The following is an 18,536-nucleotide window of genomic DNA, read 5'->3' as shown; positions in this document are numbered from 1 at the left end:
AGGAGCCATGCGCAGCGTCCGTATCGGAGTCGACACCGGCGGGACGTTCACCGATGTGGTTGCGGTGGACGAGCAGACCGGTGAGATCGTCACGACCAAGACCCCCTCCACCCCCGCCAACCCTGCAGACGGCTTCCTCACGGGCGTCGCCAGGCTGGGCGAGCTCGACGTCGCCTCGATCGTGCACGGCACCACCGTGGCGACGAACCAGCTCCTGGAAGACCGGATCTCCAACCTGGGCCTGATCACCACGGAGGGCTTCGAGTTCCTCCTGGAGATCGGCCGGCAGAGCGTTCCCGACGGCTACGGCAACTCGTACTTCTGGGTCAAGCCTCCCCGGATCGTCCCGGTGCACCTGGTGAAGACCGTCGGCGGCCGGCTCGACCACCGGGGCGCCGAGGTGCGGCCGTTCTCGGAGGAGCAGGCCGCCGAGGTGGCGCGCTGGTTCCGCGCCCGGGGCGTGACCGCGATCGGCGTGTGCTTCCTGCACTCCTACGCCAACCCGGCCCACGAGCGGCGCATGCGCGAGGTGCTGGCCCGCGAGCACCCCGAGGCCGTGGTGTCGCTGTCCAGCGACGTGCTGCGCGAATACCGCGAGTACGAGCGCGCCGTCACCACGCTGGTCGACGCGGCGGTCAAACCGGCCATGCGCGCCTACATCGCCAACCTGTCGAGCCGCCTGGGCAAGCCGTTCTCGGTGATGAAGTCCAACGGCGGCGTGCTGTCGGCGCGCGAGGTCGTCCACCAGCCCGTCACCACGGTCCTGTCGGGGCCGGCGGCGGGCGCGCTCGGCGCGAGCCTGATCGCCGCCAACGCCGGGCACCCGTCGGTGATCACGCTGGACGGCGGGGGCACCTCGACCGATGTGGCCGTGGTGATCGACGGCGAGCCGTCCGTCACCACCGAGGGGTCCGTCGGCCGCTACCCGTGCAAGGTCCCGATGATCGACATCGTGACCGTCGGCGCGGGCGGCGGCTCGATCGCCTGGATCTCGCCCGAGGGCACGCTCAAGGTCGGCCCCCGCTCGGCCGGCGCCGACCCGGGCCCGCTCTGCTACCGCCGGGGCGGCACCGAGGTGACGGTCACCGACGCGCACGTCTACCTGCGCCGCATCCCGCCGCACCTGCTCGGCGGCGAGATCCCGCTCGACTACGACGCCGCCCGGATGGGGGTCGAGGCGCTGGCCGACAAGCTCGGGCTCACCCCCGAGCGCACCGCGACGGGCATCCTGGAGATCAGCGCGTTCAACCAGAGCAACGCGATCCGGCAGCTCACCGTCAAGCGCGGCCTCGACGTGCGCGACTTCCCGCTGGTGACGTTCGGCGGCTCGGGGCCGCTGCTGGCCTGCCGGCTCATCGACATCCTCGGCCTGCCCGCCGTCATCGTCCCGCCCGAGCCGGGCAACGTCTCGGCGTTCGGCCTGCTCACCGTCGACGTCAAGAACGACTACGTGCGCACCTGCGTCACCCGCGACCTCGACCTGGCCACGGCCGCCAGGATCTTCGGCGAGCTGGAGGGCGAGGCCGCCGAGGCGCTCGACCGCGAGGGCTTCGACGAGCCCGTCCACGTCCGCAGCGCCGACCTGCGCTACTACGGCCAGGCCTACGAGGTGCGCGTCCCCGCCCCCGCCGGGCCGCTGGACGAGCAGTGGCGCGAGCAGGTCGTGGCCCGCTTCCACGACGCCCACGAGAAGCTGTACGGCTACGCCTACCGCGACGACGCGCGCCACGGCGTCGAATGGGTCAACCTGCGCGTCTTCGGCATCGGCCCCATCACCCGCCCGGTCATCCGGCGCGACCCGTACCGGCGGATCGAGCCCGTCGAGGCGAGCAGGAGCGTCCACTTCGAGGAGGCGCACGACACCCCGGTCCACCAGCGCGCCGCGCTGGAGGCCGGCACGGTCGTCGCCGGGCCCGCCGTCATCGAGGAGTACGGGTCCACCATCCCGATCCATCCCGGCTTCTCCGCGAAGGTGGACGAATACGGCAACCTGGAGGTGCGGCGTGACTGACCCGATCCTCGTGGAGATCGTCGAGGGCACGCTCGCCTCCGTGGAGAAGGAGGTCGAGACCGCCATCGCGCGCACGGCCCGCTCGCCGATGATCCGCGACGCGCACGACTTCCGCGCCGGCATCCACGACGTACGGCTGCGCAAGCTCACCGGCCGCTCCTACAGCGCGCTCGTCCAGCCGATCGTCCGCGACTTCCCCGTCGAGGCGATGAAGCCCGGCGACGTGTACTTCCACAACGACGTCTACCTGTCCGAAGGCGGCATCGGCCACCTGCCCGACCTGTGCGTCACCGTGCCCGTCTTCCACGACGGCCAGGTGGTCGCGTTCGTGCAGGCGTTCGGCCACCACGACGACATCGGCGGCTCGGTGCCCGGCTCCATGCCCTCGCACGCCCGCTCGGTGTACGAGGAGGGGCTGATGGTCCCGCCGATCAAGCTGTGGGACCAGGGCGTGCCGAACGAGGCCGCGCTGCGCATCATGACGCGCAACTCCCGCATGCCCGACTCGCTGGCCGGCGACCTCGACGCCGAGTGCTCGGCCTGCCTCATGGGCGCCCGCCGCCTCGCCGAGCTGTTCGAGCGCTACGGCAGGCAGGCGGTCGAGGAGTGCTTCGACGCCATCATCGGCAAGACGACCGAGACGTTCCGCCGCGAACTCCTGGCCAAGATCCCCGAGGGCACCTACACCTGGGAGGACTACGCCGAGCACGACGGCGTCGACGAGCCGCGCCTGCACGCCCAGCGCATCACGCTGACCGTCGACCACGCCGCCGAGGCGCCGCTCACCATCGACTTCACCGGCACCTCACCCCAGGCCAAGGGCCCGATCAACCACGCGGGCGACTACGCCGACGGCGTCTTCCTGAAGAAGTGGCTCGCGCCCGTGCTGCGCAACCTGGCCGACACGCCCGAGCGCATGGCCGAGCTGGACGTCAACGAGGGCGTCGTCCCCCTCATCAAAATGATCTTCCCGGAGAAGGGCACGCTGCTCACCCCGGTCTTCCCCGCGCCCACCAACGCCCGCACGTTCGTCATCCTGCGGCTGCTCGGCGTCCTGGCCGGGGTGCTCGCCAAGGCCACCGGCGGACGCATGCCCGCCGACCAGGAGACCATCCGCTACACCGGCGTGCACGGCATCGGCGACGACGGCCCCTACCTCATGCGCGAGGTGCTCGGCGGCGGCTCCGGCGGACGCTGGTACGCCGACGGCGAGGACACCATCCACGTCGTGCCCGACTCGCGCAACATCCCCGTCGAGTTCGCCGAGGCGCGCTGGCCGTTCCGGGTGGAGCGGCTCGGGCTGGCCTGCGACTCCGGCGGGCCCGGCATGTTCCGCGGCGGCCTCGGCTACGACAAGCACATCCGGATGCTGCGCGACGCCTCCTACATGTCGATCGCCGACCGGTCCATCCTGTCCTGCTGGGGCGTCAACGGCGGCCTCGCCGGGCGCCCCTTCCGCGTCGAGATCGCCGGCAAAGAGATGGAGGGACTGGTCGACGACCACCCGGTGCAGGCCGGCGAGCTCATCCGCATCCGCACCACCGGAGGCGGCGGCTGGGGCTCCCCCTACGACCGCGACCCGCGCGCCGTCGCCGCCGACGTCCGCGACGGCAAGGTGTCGATCGCCGGCGCCCTCGGCGACTACGGCGTCGTCCTCGACGGCGACCGCATCGACGAGCAGGGCACCGCCGAGCTCCGCGCCCGCCTGCGGCCCCCGTCCGACCGCTTCTTCGACCGCGGCCCCGGCTACCCCCGCCTCTCGGGAGGGCGCACGTTCGCGGAGGTCGACGAACTGTAGGGAGATCGTCACGCTACGTGAGGGGCGGGGCTAGCATGAGCGCTCGTGAACCCCCCGTTCTCCGCGTACGTCGACGAGTCGATGCGGTTCTCCCATGGTCTTTACCTGATGGCCGCCGTGCTCGTCCCGCCGGCCCGGGCCGAGTGTCATCGGGCCGCCCTCCGCGAACTGCTGCTGCGCCGGCAGCGGCGGCTCCACTGGCGTGACGAGAACGCCAAACGGCGGGCGCTGATCGTCGAGGCGGTGGCGGAGCTGCGGCCCTCCGCGCTCGTCGTCGTGGGCACCGGCCTCGACGCCAGGAGGCAGGAGCGGGCGCGCCGCAAGTGCATGGAGCACCTGCTGTGGGAGCTCGGGCGGCGGCCGGTGCTGGAGATCTTCTTCGAGTCGCGCGGGCCCGGGCTCGACGCGGCTGACCGGGACCTGATCGACGTCCTGCGCATCCGTCACGCCATCAGCCCGAGGCTGCGGGCGCTCTGGGTGCCTGCCGTCGAGGAGCCGCTGACCTGGCTGCCCGACGTGGTGGCGGGCGCCGCGTCGCTGGCGGCCGCGGGACGGACGGAGCTCTGGGAGGGGCTCGGCGCCGGGGTGGAGATGGTCTACGTGACCGTCGGCTGAGGCCGGACAGCGCAAAGCCCGGGCTCCTGTCGTCCGGCAGTCCACCCGGGCTCACTTCCGGTCCCATCGGCGATGGGCGGCAAGGAAAGCGTACCCGTCCGCGTACGCAGTGTCACCTGGGTTGCCGGGCTGTCATGATGGGCTGCGTTTCGTACCTTCTGACACTCTTGGAGCACGCCGTGCGCATCACTCTCGCCGGGCTCGCCACCAGCCATCCCTACACCGATGCCCGCACGCTGGCCCGGCATGCCGAGCTGGTGGTGTGGGAGCCGGACGCCGAGCGGTTGCGGCGCTTCACGGAGGAGTACCCGGGGGCGCGGGTGGCGGGGAGCCTGGCGGAGGCGCTGGAGCACGGCCCTGACGGGGTGGTGCTGACGGTGCCGAACCCGCAGGTGCCCGAGGCGCTGGCGGCGGTGCTGGAGACCGGGGCGGCGTGTTTCGTGAACAAGCCGGCGGCGGCGACGCGGGAGCAGCTCGACCGGCTGGACCGGCTGCCGATCCACGACCGGGTGATGTCGGGTTCGGTGCTGCGGTTCGCGCCGGCGTTCGCCGGGGTGAAGGCGGACGGGGACGACGTGCTGTCGGTGCGCGCGACCGTACGGCATGACGTGGGCCTGTGGGCGACCGGCTACAACGCCTGGCAGGACACCCCGTCGGAGGGCGGCGGGACGCTGGTGACGATGGGCGTGCACGGGGTGGAGCTGCTGGTGGCGCTGCTCGGGCCGGGGGTGCGGCTGGCGGGGGCGGCGGCTGCGACGCGGCATTACGGGACGCTGCGGTCGGAGGACACCGGGGTGATGGCGCTGCGGTGGGACAGCGGGGTGACCGGCGTGGTGGAGGTGATCGGGGTGAGTGACGAGGAGCGCTACGGCGTGACCGTGCACCGCCGGGGCGGCGACGAGCACGTGGTGATCGAGGCGGGGGACGATCCGGTGCGGGGGCTCGGCTACGCGGGGACGATCGAGGCGTTCCTGGAGATGGCGGGCGGCGCGCCGAGCCCGGTGCCGTGGGCGGAGACGCGGGCGATCCTCGGTGTTCTGGTGGCGGCGCGCGAGAGCGTCTGACGTCGCGGCGCCGCCCGTTGACAGGCGGACTCCCTCACGGTTACGGTCTGGACCGTAAATAACGGACAGAGGGGGACCCCGCGTGCGGACGACAGCGGAACTCGAGGAGCGCCTGGCGCGCCCCAGCGCCGGCCTCGTGGAGGATCTCGGCAAGCTCGACGGCGACATCATGATCCTCGGCGCGGGCGGCAAGCTGGGCCCGAGCCTGGTGCGGTTGGCGCTGAACGCCACCCGGGGCGAGAAGCGCGTCATCGCCGTGTCGCGCTTCTCCGAGCCCGGCCTGGCCGACGCGCTCGCCGCCGAGGGCGCCACCGTGGTGGGCGCCGACGTGGCCGACGAGCGGGCGCTGGCCGGCCTGCCCGAAGCGCCGAACGTGGTGTTCCTGGTCGGGGCCAAGTTCGGCACGCAGGGGCGCGAGCACGCCACCTGGTTCACCAACACGTACCTGCCGGGCCGGATCGCCGAGCGCTTCCGTGACAGCCGCATCGCGGCGCTGTCCACCGGCAACGTCTACCCGCTCGTCCCCGTCACCGGCGGCGGCAGCGTCGAGGACGACCGGCCCGGGCCCGTCGGCGACTACGCGATGAGCTGCCTGGGCCGCGAGCGGGTGCTGACGCACTTCTCGGAGCTGCACGGCACCCCGATGGCGCTGATCCGCCTCAACTACGCCGTCGAGCTGCGCTACGGCGTGCTCGTCGACCTGGCGCAGAAGGTGCTCGCCCGCGAGCCCGTCGACCTGACGACCGGTCAGGTCAACGTCGTGTGGCAGGGCTACGCCAACGAGGTCACCCTCCGCTCGCTCCTGCACGCCGGCACCCCGCCGTACGTGCTCAACGTCACGGGCCCGGAGCTGATCTCCGTACGGCGGGCCGCGCTGGAGCTGGGCGCGCGGCTGGGCGTCGAGCCGGTGTTCACCGGCGAGGAGGCCCCGACGGCGCTGCTGTCGAACGCCTCGCGCTGCCACCGGCTGTTCGGCTACCCGGAGATCACGCCGCTGGAGCTGATCGACCACATCGCCCGCTGGGTGGCGGACGGCGGCCCGCTGCTGGGCAAGCCCACGAAGTTCGAACGCCGTGACGGCCGTTTCTAGCGCCGGCGGGACCACATCTTCCATGACAAGGGGGACAAACGTGCTCAGCACGGCTCCAGAGGCGCAGACGTCGGTGCGTGACCTGTTCAGGCGCGGGCTGGTGATCCCGGCGCACCCGCTCGCGCTCACACCCGGCAGGACGCTCGACGAGCGCCGCCAGCGCGCCCTGACCCGCTACTACATCGAGGCCGGCGCGGGCGGCCTGGCGGTCGGCGTGCACACCACGCAGTTCGCCCTGCACGGCACGGACCTGCTGCCGCCGGTGCTGGAGCTGGCCGCGCGCACCGCGGGCGAGTTCGAGCGCGAGGTGGTGATGGTGGCGGGCACGACCGGGCCCACCGCCCAGGCCGTGGCCGAGGCCGAGCTGGCCAGGTCGCTCGGCTACCACATGGCCCTGCTGAGCCCGTACGCCGAGCTCGACGAGGACGCGCTGGTGGAGCGGGCGCGGGCGGTGGGCGAGGTGCTGCCGGTGATCGGCTTCTACCTGCAGCCCGCCGTGGGCGGACGGCCGCTGTCGCGCGACTTCTGGACGCGGCTGGCCTCGATCGAGTCGGTCGTCGGCATCAAGGTCGCCCCGTTCGACCGCTACCGCACGCTCGACGTGCTGCACGGCGTCGTGCGGGCCGGGCGCGCCGGCGAGGTCGCGCTCTACACGGGCAACGACGACCACATCCTGGCCGACCTCATCACCCCGCACCGGGTGGTGGTGGACGGGCGCGAGGTGGAGGTCGAGTTCGTCGGCGGGCTGCTCGGCCAGTGGGCCGTGTGGGTGCGGCGGGCGGTGGAGCTGCTGGAGGAGGCCGGGCGGGCCCGCGCGGGCGACGACGCGGCCACGCGCCGCCTGCTCACGCTCGACGGCCACCTCACCGACGCCAACGCGGCCATCTTCGACACGGCCAACGGCTTCCACGGCTGCATCCCGGGCATCCACGAGATCCTGCGCCGCCAGGGACTGCTGGCGGGCCGCTGGTGCCTGGACCCGGCCGAGGAGCTGTCGCCGGGCCAGCTCGCGGAGATCGACCGGGTGTGGGCGGCCTACCCGTGGCTGCGCGACGACGACTTCGTCGCCGAGGGACTCGCCCGCTGGCTCGCCTGAAGCCGTGTCAGAGCGTCAGCCGGTAGAGGGTCAGCGGCCGCCCGCTGGAGCCGCTGGTCAGGTTGCCGGTGCGCTCGGCGAGACCGGCGAGCTCCAGCCGGTGCAGCATGCGGCGGGCGGTGCGCTGCTGGACCGCGAGCCGGTCGGCGATCTCCCGCGTGGTCAGCGGCTCGTCGCCGGCGGCGTCGCGGGCCTCCAGGAGCTTCTCCAGCGTGGGCACCGACAGGCCCACGCGGCGGGCGATGACCGACAGGTTCTGCTCGCCCGCCGGGCCCGTCGGCACCGACTCCAGCACGATGTCGGTGTCGGCGCGCAGCGACAGCACGGCGGCGACGTCGCCGATGCGGCGGGCGCGGGCCAGGGCGCGGCGGGCCAGGCTCTCGGCCTCGGCGGCGCTGCGGCCCAGGCCGAAGCCGACCCGCACCACCTGGTTCTGGCCGGCCAGGCGGGCCAGCAGCGGCAGCCCGGTGAAGCCCACGGTGGCGTCGTGCAGCGGCCCCCGGGTGGTGACGAGCAGGTGGGTGCCGCCACGGAAGGCGGCGACGGTGCCGCCCAGGGCGGCGGCCTCGCGCAGCAGCCCCTCGTCGTTCTCCACCTCGATGAGGCCGAGCGCGATCTGCGCGTCCTCCTGCGCCTGCCCTTCGGCGGTGAGCAGGAGCTGGCGCAGCGCGACCCGCACCGAGTGCGTGGAGGGGGCCAGCCGCAGCACGTGCGGGTCGTCGCGCAGCGCCTCGTAGACGGAGCTCAGGCAGGTGATCACCGGGTGGGCGGGGCCGCGCCGGTGGAAGGCGATGGCCTTCTTCGAGGTCATCTCGGGCCGGTAGGGCAGCGTGCGGAGCTGCTCGGTGGGCAGCCCCGCCTCGGCGAACGTGGCCGTCACGTCGGCCGCCGACAGCGTGTCGATGGACAGCCGGGTCACGTCCACGCCCTGGTGCTGGAGCCGGACGAGGGCGCTGAGCAGCGTCGCGCCGGTGTAGTCGACGAACGCGGCGGGGCGGGTGAGCGCGTCGGCGTCGCGGGAGAGCATGTACGGCACGATGCCGGTGAACAGCCAGCCCTCGACGGAGGTGGCGTGCGCCTCCACGATCGCGGGCGCCTGCGACTCGTGGTCGTAGTCGAGCCGCAGGGCGCTCAGGCCCGGCTGCTCCTCGCAGGTGGCCGCGACCTGGTCGACCAGATCATGCGGACCGACGACACCGATGACGATCGCCACCCACGTCTCCCTCTCGCTATAACGGTCAAGACCGCAATCGTATCCTGTGAGGTGCTCTGTGAAGTTCCCGTCCATGGCAGAGGCGGCCGGCCGCACGCTCGGTGACGAGGAGGTGGCGGCCGTCGAGCGGGTGATCCGCTCGGGCATGCTCAACTCCGTCTGGGGCACCGAGGCGCGGGCGCTCGAACGCGAGATCGCCGACATGCACGGCGTGCGCCACGCGATCGCGTGCAGCTCGGGCACCGCCGCCCTCCATCTCGCGGTCGTGGCCGCAGCGCCGGATCCCGGCGACGAGATCATCACGACGCCGATCACGGACTTCGGGACTGTGGCCCCCATCTTGGCGCAGAACGCCGTTCCTGTCTTCGCCGACGTCGATCCCGCCGACGGCAATCTCGATCCGGACGCCGTCGCGCGCCTCATCGGGCCGCGGACCAGGGCGATCATGGCCGTGCACCTGTTCGGCGCCCCGGCCCGGGTGGACGAGCTGCGCGCGCTGGCGGACGCGCACGGGCTCGCGCTGATCGAGGACTGCGCCCAGGCGTGGCTGACCGAGCTGCCCGCCGGGCCGGGGGAGAGGCGGCTCGCCGGGACCGCCGGCGACGTGGCCTGCCTGAGCCTGCAGCAGTGGAAGCACATCACCTGCGGCGACGGCGGGCTCACGCTGACCGACGACGACGAGCTGGCCCGGCGCATGCGGCTGTTCTCCGACAAGGGCTGGGACCGGTCGGCGGGCCGCTCGCACGCCGCGTTCGGCCTGAACTACCGCATGAGCGAGCTCCAGGCCGCCGTGGCGCGCGCCCAGCTCGCCAAGCTGCCCCGGGTGGTGGCCGACCGCCGCGCGGCGGCCCTGCGGCTGCTGGAGGCCCTGGAGGGCCTGGAAGGGGTACGGCTGCCGCGCCCGGAGGGCCACGCCTGGTGGCTCTTCCCCGTCGTGCTGCCCGGGGGCGGCGCGCCGGAGCTGGCCGCGCGGCTGCGGGAGGCCGGGATACCGGCGCGGGCCGGATACCTGGACGAGCCGCTCAACCACGCGCCCGTATGGCAAGGGCCGATATACGGGTCGTCTCGCTACCCTTTGGAGGGGTACGTCCCCCGCGCGTGCCCCGAGGCCGAGCGGTTGGTCGCCGAGACGCTGCTGGTCATCGACTGGAACGAGAACTACACCCCCGATCACGTCACCCTCATCGCCCAGGAAATGCTGAAATTCCGGCCCGCCCCGTAGTCACGGTCAGGTATCAGGGATTGACCGCGCCGAGTACGCGTTACTAGGTTTCGGTCAGGACCGGTATTAACGAAAGGATGCCGCCGATGAGGAAGACAACGGCCCTGGGCGTCGCGCTCGCGCTGAGCGTCGCCGCCGCCGGGTGCGGATCGTCGTCCGACGGGTCGGACAAGAGCACGGTGACCCTCTGGATGTACCCCGTCATCGGCGACCAGGCCAAGAGCCAGGCGTTCTGGGCGAAGGTCGAGAAGGACTTCGAGGCGAAGAACCCGGCGATCGACGTCACCGTCGACCAGCAGCCGTGGGAGGGCCGCCAGGAGAAGGTCACCACCGCTCTCGTCTCCAAGAAGGGCTTCGACCTGGTCGTCCTCGGACCCGACCAGATCCCGCAGTACGCCCAGCAGGGCACCATCGAGCCCGTCGACGACGTGGTGGCCGCCGACAAGGCCGCCTACCTGCCCAACTCGCTCAGCGCCCTGACCGTCGACGGCAAGCTCTACGGCGTGCCGATCTACCAGACGATCACCGCGCCCATCTACAACAAGAAGCTGTTCGCCGAGGCGGGCGTCGAGAAGGTCCCCGAGACGCTGGACGAGCTCAAGGCCGCCGCGCCCAAGCTGGCCGCCAAGAAGGTCGCCGTCCTCGACTACCCCGGCAAGCCCGAGGTCAGCCTGAACCAGAGCTTCTACCCCATCCTGTGGGCCAACGGCGGCACCGTCTTCGCCGCCGACGGCAAGAGCGTCGCCTTCAACGGCCCGGAGGGCGTGGCGAGCCTGCAGCTCCTGCTCGACCTCAAGGCCGCCGGCGGCCTGCCGGAGAACACCGCCAGCAAGGGCAACGACATCGAGGGCGGCGCGCTGGCGTCCGGCAAGTCCGCCATGTACCACGCGGCCACCGCGCTGCAGGCCGTCCAGCTCGGCACCGCCATCGGCGAGGAGAACGTCGGCATCGGCCTGCCCCTGGAAGGCAGCAAGCGGGTCGCCTTCGGCATCCCCGGCGGCGTCGTGCTCGCCAAGCACACCGAGAACAAGGACGCCGCCAAGAAGCTCGCCGGCTACCTGGCCTCGCCCGAGGTCGCCGCCGAGCTGGCCAAGGAGTCGGGCTTCTTCCCCGCCCGCACCGACGTCACCGTGCCCGGCCAGTCGGAGTCGGCCAAGGAGTTCGCCAAGTCCCTGGAGTACGCCTTCCCCGGCGACACCCACCCGCAGGCCCGCCAGGTCATGGGCCTCATCGCGCCGCACATCCAGGCCGCGCTGCTCGGCCAGGAGGACGCCAAGACGGCACTGGACAAGGCCGCCGAGGAAGCCGACGCGCTGCTGAGCAGCGGCGGCTGAAGCGGCTGAACGAGAAAGGAACGCCGTGCGACATCGCTTGCGTGACCCGGTCACCGGACTGCTGTTCGTCCTGCCCGTGCTGGTGCTCTTCCTGATCTTCCGGATCTTCCCCTCGCTCGGGGCCGTGGGCATGAGCCTGACGGACTGGAACGTCAGCGGCGACTGGAGTCTCATCGGCGCGGACAACTACGCCAGGCTGTTCGAGGACGTCAACTTCTGGCGCAGTCTGCGGGTCACGCTCGTGTACGCGGCCGTCTACGTGCCGCTCACCCTCGTGGTGGCGCTCGGCACGGCGCTGCTGCTCAACCGGGTGGTGTTCATGCGCGGCCTGTTCCGCGGCATGCTCTTCCTGCCGTACGTGACCAGCTTCGTGCTCGCGGGCGTGCTGTGGCGCTGGATCTACGAGTTCGACGGGCTGGTCAACGGCCTGATCGGCAAGCTGGACCTCGGCCCGGTGGCCTTCCTGGAGGAGGCGTCGCTGGTGCTGCCCGCGCTGGCCGTCGTGTCGGTGTGGAAGGGGTTCGGCTACTCGATGCTGATCCTGCTGGCCGGGCTCAAGTCCATCCCGGCCAGCTACCTGGAGGCGGCCACCGTCGACGGGGCGGGCTCCTGGCAGAAGTTCCGCCGCATCACGCTGCCGCTGCTCAAGCCGACGCTCTTCTTCGTCCTGATCATCGAGACGATCAGCGCCTTCCAGGTGTTCGACACCATCTACGTGATGACCGGCGGCGGCCCGGCGCGGGCCAGCTACACGCTCATCTACGGCATCTACGACCACGGCTTCCGCTTCTTCGACTTCGGGTACGCGGCCACGTGGGGCGTGGTGCTGTTCGCGATCGTGCTGGTCGTGTCGCTGATCCAGCGCCGCTTCCTGGACCGGGGGAACACGTGACCATCACCGCCACCAGGCCGCTCACCCGCGAACGGGCCGCCGGACGGCCGCCCAGGCGCCGGGCGAGGTGGCCGCTCGCCGCCCTGCTGGCCGTGCTGTCGCTGCTGACGGTCGCGCCGTTCCTGGCCATGTTCGTCGTCGCGCTGTCGCCGGCCGGACGGCCCACGCTGCCCGCCCAGTGGCCCGAGTCGCTGACGCTGGACAACCTGACCGCGGTGCTGTCGGCGTCCGGGTTCGTGGAGTGGACGGTCAACTCGATCGTCTACTCCGTCGTGTCGGTCGTGATCATCCTGCTCACCGCGTCGATGGCCGGCTACGCGTTCGCCAAGAAGCGCTTCCCGGGCCGCGACGCGATGTTCTGGACGTTCCTGGCGACGATGATGGTGCCGTTCCAGGCGACGCTCATCCCCACGTTCGTGCTGGTCAACAGCCTGGACGGGGTCGACACGTTCTGGGGGCTGATCGTCCCGACGCTGGCCAACTCCCAGGCGGTCTTCCTCATGCGGCAGTTCATCATGGGGCTGCCGGACGAGCTGTTCGACGCCGCCAAGGTCGACGGCGCCTCCGAGCTGCGCGTCTACCTGACGATCGTGGTGCCGCTGACCAAGCCGATCATGGCCACGCTGGGCGTGTTCGTGTTCCTGTGGCACTGGAACGACTTCCTGTGGCCGCTGGTCGTCGGCCAGAGCGACGCCACCCGGACGCTGACCGTCGGCCTGGCGGGGCTGCGTACCGAGGAGATGCAGCTGACGATGCTCATGTCGTCGGCGACGATCTCGGTGATCCCGTGCCTGCTGGTGTTCTTCCTGTTGCAGCGGTACCTGGTGAACAGCATCGCGATGACCGGATTCAAATAGGCTCCCTTCCGTGGATGAAACGGCACAAGCGCTTCGGGATCGGCTCCACGGCACCCTCATCGCCGCCGCGGCCACCCCCATGACGGCGACCGGCGAGGTGGACCCGGACGTCGTGACCCGCTACCTGGCGGGCCTGGTCGAGGACGGCGCGGGGGCCCTGGCGGTCCTCGCCCACACGGGCCGCGGCCCGTACCTCCCCCCGGCCACCCGCGCCACCGTGATCGAACGCGCGGTCGCCACCGGCGTCCCCGTCCTGGTCGGCGTGGGCGGCGGGCCGGCGCGCGACGACCCGGGGGAGCAGGCGCGCGTCGCGGCGGCGCTGGGCGCGGCCGGCGTGCTGGTGTTCCCCGAGGAGGGGGACCGGCTCGCCCGGCACGAGCACGTCTGGCGGGCGGCCCGGCTGCCCATGATCGCCTTCGACCTCTACACCCGCCCCTGCCCGCCCGGGACGCTGCGCGACCTGCTCGCCCACCCGGGCGTGGCGGGGCTCAAGACGGCCCTGCTGTCCGACGCCATGGGCTGCCAGCTCGCCATCGCGCTCACCAGGGACGCCGACCGGCTCGCGATCACCGGCGAGGACCGCATGTTCGGCCCCTCGCTCCTGTGGGGCGCCCAGGCGGCCCTGGTCGGCATCGCCGCCGCCCACGTCGGCCTGACCGCCGCCGTCCTGCGCGCCTTCGAGGGCACCGACCTGCGCGCCTTCCACGAGGCGTCCGCCCGGCTCGACCGGCTCGCGGCGGCCACGTTCACCGCCCCGATGGAGGGCTACGTGCAGCGCATGCTCTGGCTGGCCGCCGCCGAGGGCCGCATCCCCGCCGCCCACGCCGCCGACCCCTACGGCCCGCCGCTGCCCGGCGGCGAACGCGCCGCGGTGCTGGGCGCCCTGGCGGCCGGCCGTGCCTGACCCCCGGCCGGACACGATCCGGCAGCTGTCCAGCAAGGTCGTCTACGACAACCCGTGGATGACGGTCCGCGAGGACCAGGTCGAGCGCCCCGACGGCACCCGGGGCATGTACGCCTACGTCGACAAGCCCGACTTCGTGCTGGTCGTCCCGATGGAGGACGACGGGTTCCACCTGGTGGAGGAGTACCGCTACCCGATGCGGCGCCGCTCCTGGAGCTTCCCCCAGGGCACGGCGACGGCCGCCAGCCGGGAGGAGGAGGCCAGGATCGAGCTGGCGGAGGAGACCGGGCTGCGCGCCGCGAGCTGGACCCTCCTCGGCGCGCTCGACAACGCCCACGGCCTGGTCAACCAGCAGCTGTACGTCTACCTCGCCACGCAGCTGCGACGCGGCCCGGTCAACCGGGAGCATACCGAGCAGGACATGCTGCACCGGTGGGTGAGCCGCGCCGAGTTCGAGCGGATGATCCGCGCCGGCGAGATCAGCGACTCCAGCTCGGTCGCCGCCTACACGCTGCTGAGGATGGGGCTCACGCCAGGGTCTGGGTGACCTCGTCGCGCTCGGCGGTGTGGGTGACGACCGCCCGCGCGCCGTTGACCAGCGGCAGGTACGGCGGCACGTGGCCGCACTCGACGTCGGCCACGATGGGCACGCCGAGGCCGCCGAGCGCGTCGAGCACCGCCTCGTGCTGGGTGAGCGTGCGCAGCCCGGGGGCGCGGGTGCGGCCGACGAGGATCGCGGTGGCGCCGTCGAAGAAGCCGGCCAGCCGCATCCCGTGCAGGTTGCGGCAGATGGTGCCCGCGTCGTGCTCGCACGCCTCCACGTACACGATCAGCCCGTCGCCGGCCAGCGGCGCGGTGTCCAGGTAGGGCGTCCCGGCGAGGTTGCAGAGCATCTCGACGCAGCCGCCGATCAGCCGTCCCTCCGCCCGCACGTCGCCGTCGCCGTCCAGCCGGGTCCACCGGCCGGGCGTGTCGAGGGTGAACTCGTCGGAGCCGGGCGCGTTCTGCCAGTCGTCGAAGCCCTGCGCCCGGTAGCGGCCCGGCGGGGTCTGCGTGAACGTCGCGCCGGGAGGCATCGCCACGATGTCCAGCCAGCTCGCCAGCCCGTCGGGCACCCGGTAGGGCGTGTCCATCAGGTTGTTGCCGTGGACGGTCGCGACGCCGGTCAGCAGCGTCAGCGGGGTCAGGATCGTGGTGTTGTCGGAGTAGCCCACCAGCCAGGTCGGCTCGGCCTCGCGCAGCGCGTCCCAGTCGAGCAGCGGCAGCAGGTCGATGCAGGTGTCGCCGCCCCACGGCGGCACGATCGCCCTGATCGACGGGTCGGTGAGCATGTCCGTCAGCTCGCGGGCCCGCTCGGGGGCGGGCGCGCTGACGTGACCGGAGCCGTCCATGCACGCGCCGACGACCACCTCGTAGCCGCGCGCCTCGACGGCGTGGATCGCGACCTGGAGGCGGTCGTTCAGGCTCTTGTCGACGCCGCTGGACGGTGAGGTGACCCCGACCCGGTCACCGGGGCGCAGGGGAGACGGATATCGCATCTCCGTTAACTAGCACGTACGCATCAGTCGAAACTAGCGAAATACGTGGCGGACATGTCCTCGTCGCCGTGGCCCTGGGCGTCGGCGCGGCGGAAACGCTCGCGGGCGGCGGCCACCACGTCCAGCCGGACGCCGGCCTCCCGGCCCGCCTCGACGATCAGGCCGGTGTCCTTCTCGGCGTTGCGCACGGTGAAGCTCGGCTCGAAGGAGCCGTCGAGGATCGCCCGCGACTTGACCTGGAAGTAGGCGCTGTCCATCGGCCCGCCCACGATCACCTCACGGACCAGCTCGGGGTCCACGCCGAGGCCCCGGGCCAGGGCCAGCGACTCGGCGACGACGGCCGTCAGCGAGATGCCGAAGCTCACCGTGGCCATCTTCAGCCGCGACCCGGCCCCGGAGGCGCCGTCCTCGTCCAGCCAGAGCGTGCGCTGCCCGAGGGCGGCGAAGACCGGTTCGAGCGCCTGCCTGGCCTGCCCCGGCCCGGCGGCCAGGATGATCAGCGTGCCCTGCTCGGCCGGCTGCTTGGTGCCCTGCACGGGCGCGTCGACGAACGTCAGCCCGTGGGCCGCGGCCAGCTCCGCCAGCCGGGCCACGCCGCCGACGCCGACCGTGCTCATCTGCGCCCACACCTGCCCGGCGCGCAGCCCGGGGGCGGCGGCGGACACGGCGTCGTGGACGGCTCCGGCGTCGCTCAGCATCGTGATCACGACGTCGGCGCCGTCCACGGCCTCGGCCGGCGTGCCGGCGACCACCGCGCCCGCCGCCTCCAGCGGCTGCGCCTTCTCCCGCGTGCGGTTCCACACGCGGACGGGCAGGCCCGCCGCGAGCAGGTTGGCCGCCATGGGCGCGCCCATGATCCCCGTTCCGAGCACTGCGACGCCGGTCATGTTCTCCCCCAGATCACGACTTCACCTCTACGGTAACCGGGCCCGGAACGGCGCTGGTCAGCGGCTGCCGTCGATGGCGATCCGCACCAGGTTGCGGCCCTTGACCCCGTACAGGGCGCGCCGGGACGGGTCGAGCGCCAGCTTGGGCTCGCCGCCGAACCACTGCCCCGCCAGCCCCTCCACGATCGGCTTCGCGGTGAAGGCGCGCAGGTCGACCTTGTAGACCTTGTCGCCGTCGGTGCAGTACGCCACCCGGCCCACCACGTGCAGGTCGCCGCCCTTCGAGCCGGTCTTGAGCGTCCGGGTCACCTTCCGGGCGCGCAGGTCCCACTCGAAGACGACGCCCGTGTTCGTCATCCCGTACAGGTGGCGGGGGCCGAGCGCGAGCGCGGAGATGTAGCGGGCGCCCGGGACGGGCTCGGCCTCCCACAGCAGCTCGCGCGCCGCCAGGTCGTAGGCGGCCAGGCGGGCGGTGGTCGTGACCGGCGGCAGACCCAGCCCCTCCTGGGTGAGCGTGCCGAGGTAGGCGGTGCCGCGCCGGGTGACGACCGAGTAGACGGTCTGGCGCTCGACGGCGGGCCGCTGCGTCGTGTACGCGCGGGTGCGCGGGGCGTAGAAGGACAGGGCGCCGTTCATGTGGCCGGGCTCCGGCTGGGTCGGCATGACGAGCAGGCCGGTCCTGGCGTCCCAGGCCAGGTCGCGCGGCCGGTCCTGCTGGTTGCCGGTGCGCGCCAGCAGGGTCGCCTCGGCGTCGCCGGCCCGGTGGGAGTAGAGCGCGGCCTGGGTGTAGACGCCGATGTAGGTGGTGCCGTGGACGGTGATCATGGTCTTGGGCTCGCCGGGGATGGCCAGCCGGGTGGTCTCGCCGGTGGCCAGGTCGTGGATGTCGGCGCCGCTCTTGCCGCCCACGTAGACGCGCTCGCCGTCGGAGTGCACCGACATCGGCTCCTCGGCGGCGGCCCGGAAGCCGCGCTGCACCAGGTTGCGGTAGTCCAGCGAGCCCGTCGCCGGGTCGTAGACGAACACCGCGTTGTCCTGGACGCCGTAGACGCGGCCCTCGTGGGCCAGGATGCGGTGGGTGGCGGCCTCGAAGTACGGCACGCCCAGCACCTCCAGCTCGCCGGTGTTGAGCCGGGCCCGGTAGAAGGTGCCGGTGGGGCGGCCGGCGAAGTAGGCGTAGCCGTCGTGGATCAGCACCGAGACGATGTACTTCTCGCCCGGCGCGGTGGCCTTGACGACCTTGTAGTCGGACGGGTCCGCCTTGTTCAGGATGACCAGCTCGGCGAGCGAGTTCATGCCGCCGGCGATGTGGGTGGCGGAGACGCTCAGACTCGACACCCAGTCGCGGTCGGCCAGCTCGGGCGGCAGCAGGTCGCGCCGCTCCCCGGTGGCCCGGTCGATCGCGATCAGGTGGGCGTTGGCGCCGACGCCCGCGTAGACGTGGGTCTCGTCGGCCTGGATGCCGCGCACGTACGCCTCGCCGGGGGCCGCCTCGCCCAGGTCGCGGCCGGCGCCGGTGGCCGGGTCGTACTCCTTGACCTTGCCCGGCTCGGAGGTGCCCAGGTAGACCTTGCCGTCGGGGGAGGCGGCCAGGGTCCAGATGAAGTGGTCCGGGTAGGAGGCGACCTTGGTGACGGTGCCCGCGACGGTGTCGAGCTTGTAGAGGTCGGATCTGGAGTGGGTGCCCACGTACACGTCGGTGCCGACCCGGCACATCGCCCAGACGCCGATGCCGGTGGGGATGTCGAAGTGGGCGGTGACCGCATCCTGGGCGAGGTCGTAGGCGCCGACCACGTTGGGCGACAGGCCGCGCGAGCCGGCGTAGAGCACGCCGCCGACGATCTCGGCGTTGCCCAGCGGGCTGGCGACGCTGGCGGGGCCCAGGTCGGTGAGGGTTCCTTCGGGAGGTGCGGCGGCGTGGGCGGTCGCGGGCGTCAGGGCGGGCAGCGCGGCGGCCGCCGTGGACGCGGCGGCCACCTGCAGGAAACGACGGCGGGGGATCATGTGCGGCTCCT

16 protein-coding genes are annotated in these 18,536 nt (G+C 72.5%); 12 read left to right on the top strand and 4 right to left on the bottom strand.

The genetic code is table 11. The features are described 5' to 3' along the window. Positions 1-7: 7 nt before the first annotated feature. From ACWDXC_RS10150 to ACWDXC_RS10125, 6 genes are all read left to right on the top strand, one after another. The gene (locus ACWDXC_RS10150; protein ID WP_449980229.1) at positions 8-2,011 is read left to right on the top strand and encodes a hydantoinase/oxoprolinase family protein; all 2,004 of its coding nucleotides are present in this window, start codon (positions 8-10) and stop codon (positions 2,009-2,011) included. Next, positions 2,004-3,809: a hydantoinase B/oxoprolinase family protein gene (locus ACWDXC_RS10145; RefSeq protein ID WP_449980226.1), complete on the top strand. Its 1,806-nt coding sequence runs from the start codon at positions 2,004-2,006 to the stop codon at positions 3,807-3,809. Before ACWDXC_RS10150 ends, ACWDXC_RS10145 begins: the two co-directional genes overlap by 8 nt. A 45-nt stretch (positions 3,810-3,854) precedes the next feature. Beyond that, complete coding sequence (locus ACWDXC_RS10140; protein ID WP_449980223.1) at positions 3,855-4,424, top strand: hypothetical protein; 570 nt, start codon at positions 3,855-3,857, stop codon at positions 4,422-4,424. 179 nt (positions 4,425-4,603) lie between these two features. Next, positions 4,604-5,488: a Gfo/Idh/MocA family protein gene (locus ACWDXC_RS10135; RefSeq protein WP_449980220.1), complete on the top strand. Its 885-nt coding sequence runs from the start codon at positions 4,604-4,606 to the stop codon at positions 5,486-5,488. Positions 5,489-5,570: 82 nt separating this feature from the next. Continuing rightward, positions 5,571-6,578, top strand: coding sequence for an NAD-dependent epimerase/dehydratase family protein (locus ACWDXC_RS10130; RefSeq protein ID WP_449980217.1), 1,008 nt, complete (start codon positions 5,571-5,573; stop codon positions 6,576-6,578). A 22-nt stretch (positions 6,579-6,600) separates the two neighbouring features. Continuing rightward, positions 6,601-7,674, top strand: a complete 1,074-nt coding sequence (locus ACWDXC_RS10125) for a dihydrodipicolinate synthase family protein (RefSeq protein ID WP_246645131.1) — start codon at positions 6,601-6,603, stop codon at positions 7,672-7,674. Positions 7,675-7,681: 7 nt separating this feature from the next. Here ACWDXC_RS10125 and ACWDXC_RS10120 read toward each other — a convergent pair whose 3' ends face one another. Further along, positions 7,682-8,887 (bottom strand): hypothetical protein, encoded by a 1,206-nt coding sequence (locus ACWDXC_RS10120; RefSeq protein WP_449980213.1) that lies wholly within the window; start codon positions 8,885-8,887, stop codon positions 7,682-7,684. Between the two features lie 73 nt (positions 8,888-8,960). On the opposite strand from ACWDXC_RS10120, the gene ACWDXC_RS10115 reads away from it, so the two are divergent. From ACWDXC_RS10115 to ACWDXC_RS10090, 6 genes are all read left to right on the top strand, one after another. Then, the gene (locus ACWDXC_RS10115; RefSeq protein ID WP_449980210.1) at positions 8,961-10,109 is read left to right on the top strand and encodes a DegT/DnrJ/EryC1/StrS family aminotransferase; all 1,149 of its coding nucleotides are present in this window, start codon (positions 8,961-8,963) and stop codon (positions 10,107-10,109) included. A gap of 86 nt (positions 10,110-10,195) precedes the next feature. Next, entirely contained in the window at positions 10,196-11,443 is a 1,248-nt protein-coding gene (locus ACWDXC_RS10110; protein WP_449980207.1) for an ABC transporter substrate-binding protein, read from the top strand. A gap of 25 nt (positions 11,444-11,468) precedes the next feature. Beyond that, positions 11,469-12,335: a carbohydrate ABC transporter permease gene (locus tag ACWDXC_RS10105; RefSeq protein ID WP_449980205.1), complete on the top strand. Its 867-nt coding sequence runs from the start codon at positions 11,469-11,471 to the stop codon at positions 12,333-12,335. Then, on the top strand, positions 12,332-13,192 hold the full coding sequence (locus ACWDXC_RS10100; protein WP_308125814.1) for a carbohydrate ABC transporter permease: 861 nt from the start codon (positions 12,332-12,334) through the stop codon (positions 13,190-13,192). The genes ACWDXC_RS10105 and ACWDXC_RS10100 overlap by 4 nt, the downstream gene beginning before the upstream one ends. 10 nt (positions 13,193-13,202) lie before the next feature. Further along, positions 13,203-14,096, top strand: coding sequence for a dihydrodipicolinate synthase family protein (locus tag ACWDXC_RS10095; RefSeq protein ID WP_449980202.1), 894 nt, complete (start codon positions 13,203-13,205; stop codon positions 14,094-14,096). Continuing rightward, a complete protein-coding gene (locus ACWDXC_RS10090) occupies positions 14,089-14,643 on the top strand; it encodes an NUDIX domain-containing protein (RefSeq protein WP_449980199.1) in 555 nt (184 codons plus the stop codon). The genes ACWDXC_RS10095 and ACWDXC_RS10090 overlap by 8 nt, the downstream gene beginning before the upstream one ends. Here ACWDXC_RS10090 and ACWDXC_RS10085 read toward each other — a convergent pair. From ACWDXC_RS10085 to ACWDXC_RS10075, 3 genes are read right to left on the bottom strand one after another with little or no spacing between them, the layout of a single operon-like run. Continuing rightward, on the bottom strand, positions 14,624-15,634 hold the full coding sequence (locus ACWDXC_RS10085) for a S66 family peptidase (protein WP_449980197.1): 1,011 nt from the start codon (positions 15,632-15,634) through the stop codon (positions 14,624-14,626). The genes ACWDXC_RS10090 and ACWDXC_RS10085 overlap by 20 nt on opposite strands. Positions 15,635-15,657: 23 nt before the next feature. After that, on the bottom strand, positions 15,658-16,521 hold the full coding sequence (locus ACWDXC_RS10080) for an NAD(P)-dependent oxidoreductase (protein WP_219506665.1): 864 nt from the start codon (positions 16,519-16,521) through the stop codon (positions 15,658-15,660). Between the two features lie 57 nt (positions 16,522-16,578). Continuing rightward, positions 16,579-18,525 (bottom strand): PQQ-binding-like beta-propeller repeat protein, encoded by a 1,947-nt coding sequence (locus ACWDXC_RS10075; RefSeq protein WP_449980194.1) that lies wholly within the window; start codon positions 18,523-18,525, stop codon positions 16,579-16,581. Between the last annotated feature and the right edge of the window lie 11 nt (positions 18,526-18,536).

It is taken from the genome of Nonomuraea sp. NPDC003214, from assembly GCF_053590035.1.
The sequence above is the reverse complement of the archived record's forward strand: the minus strand, read 5'-3'. Positions and strand labels throughout refer to the sequence as shown.

Excerpts from the sequence above, each read along its gene's own strand:
- ACWDXC_RS10150 (WP_449980229.1), top strand. The coding sequence starts at position 8 with ATGCGCAGCGTCCGTATCGGAGTCGACACCGGCGGGACGTTCACCGAT.
- ACWDXC_RS10125 (WP_246645131.1), top strand. The coding sequence starts at position 6,601 with ATGACAAGGGGGACAAACGTGCTCAGCACGGCTCCAGAGGCGCAGACG.
- ACWDXC_RS10115 (WP_449980210.1), top strand. The coding sequence starts at position 8,961 with ATGGCAGAGGCGGCCGGCCGCACGCTCGGTGACGAGGAGGTGGCGGCC.
- ACWDXC_RS10110 (WP_449980207.1), top strand. The coding sequence starts at position 10,196 with ATGAGGAAGACAACGGCCCTGGGCGTCGCGCTCGCGCTGAGCGTCGCC.
- ACWDXC_RS10085 (WP_449980197.1), bottom strand. The coding sequence starts at position 15,634 with ATGCGATATCCGTCTCCCCTGCGCCCCGGTGACCGGGTCGGGGTCACC.
- ACWDXC_RS10080 (WP_219506665.1), bottom strand. The coding sequence starts at position 16,521 with ATGACCGGCGTCGCAGTGCTCGGAACGGGGATCATGGGCGCGCCCATG.
- ACWDXC_RS10075 (WP_449980194.1), bottom strand. The coding sequence starts at position 18,525 with ATGATCCCCCGCCGTCGTTTCCTGCAGGTGGCCGCCGCGTCCACGGCG.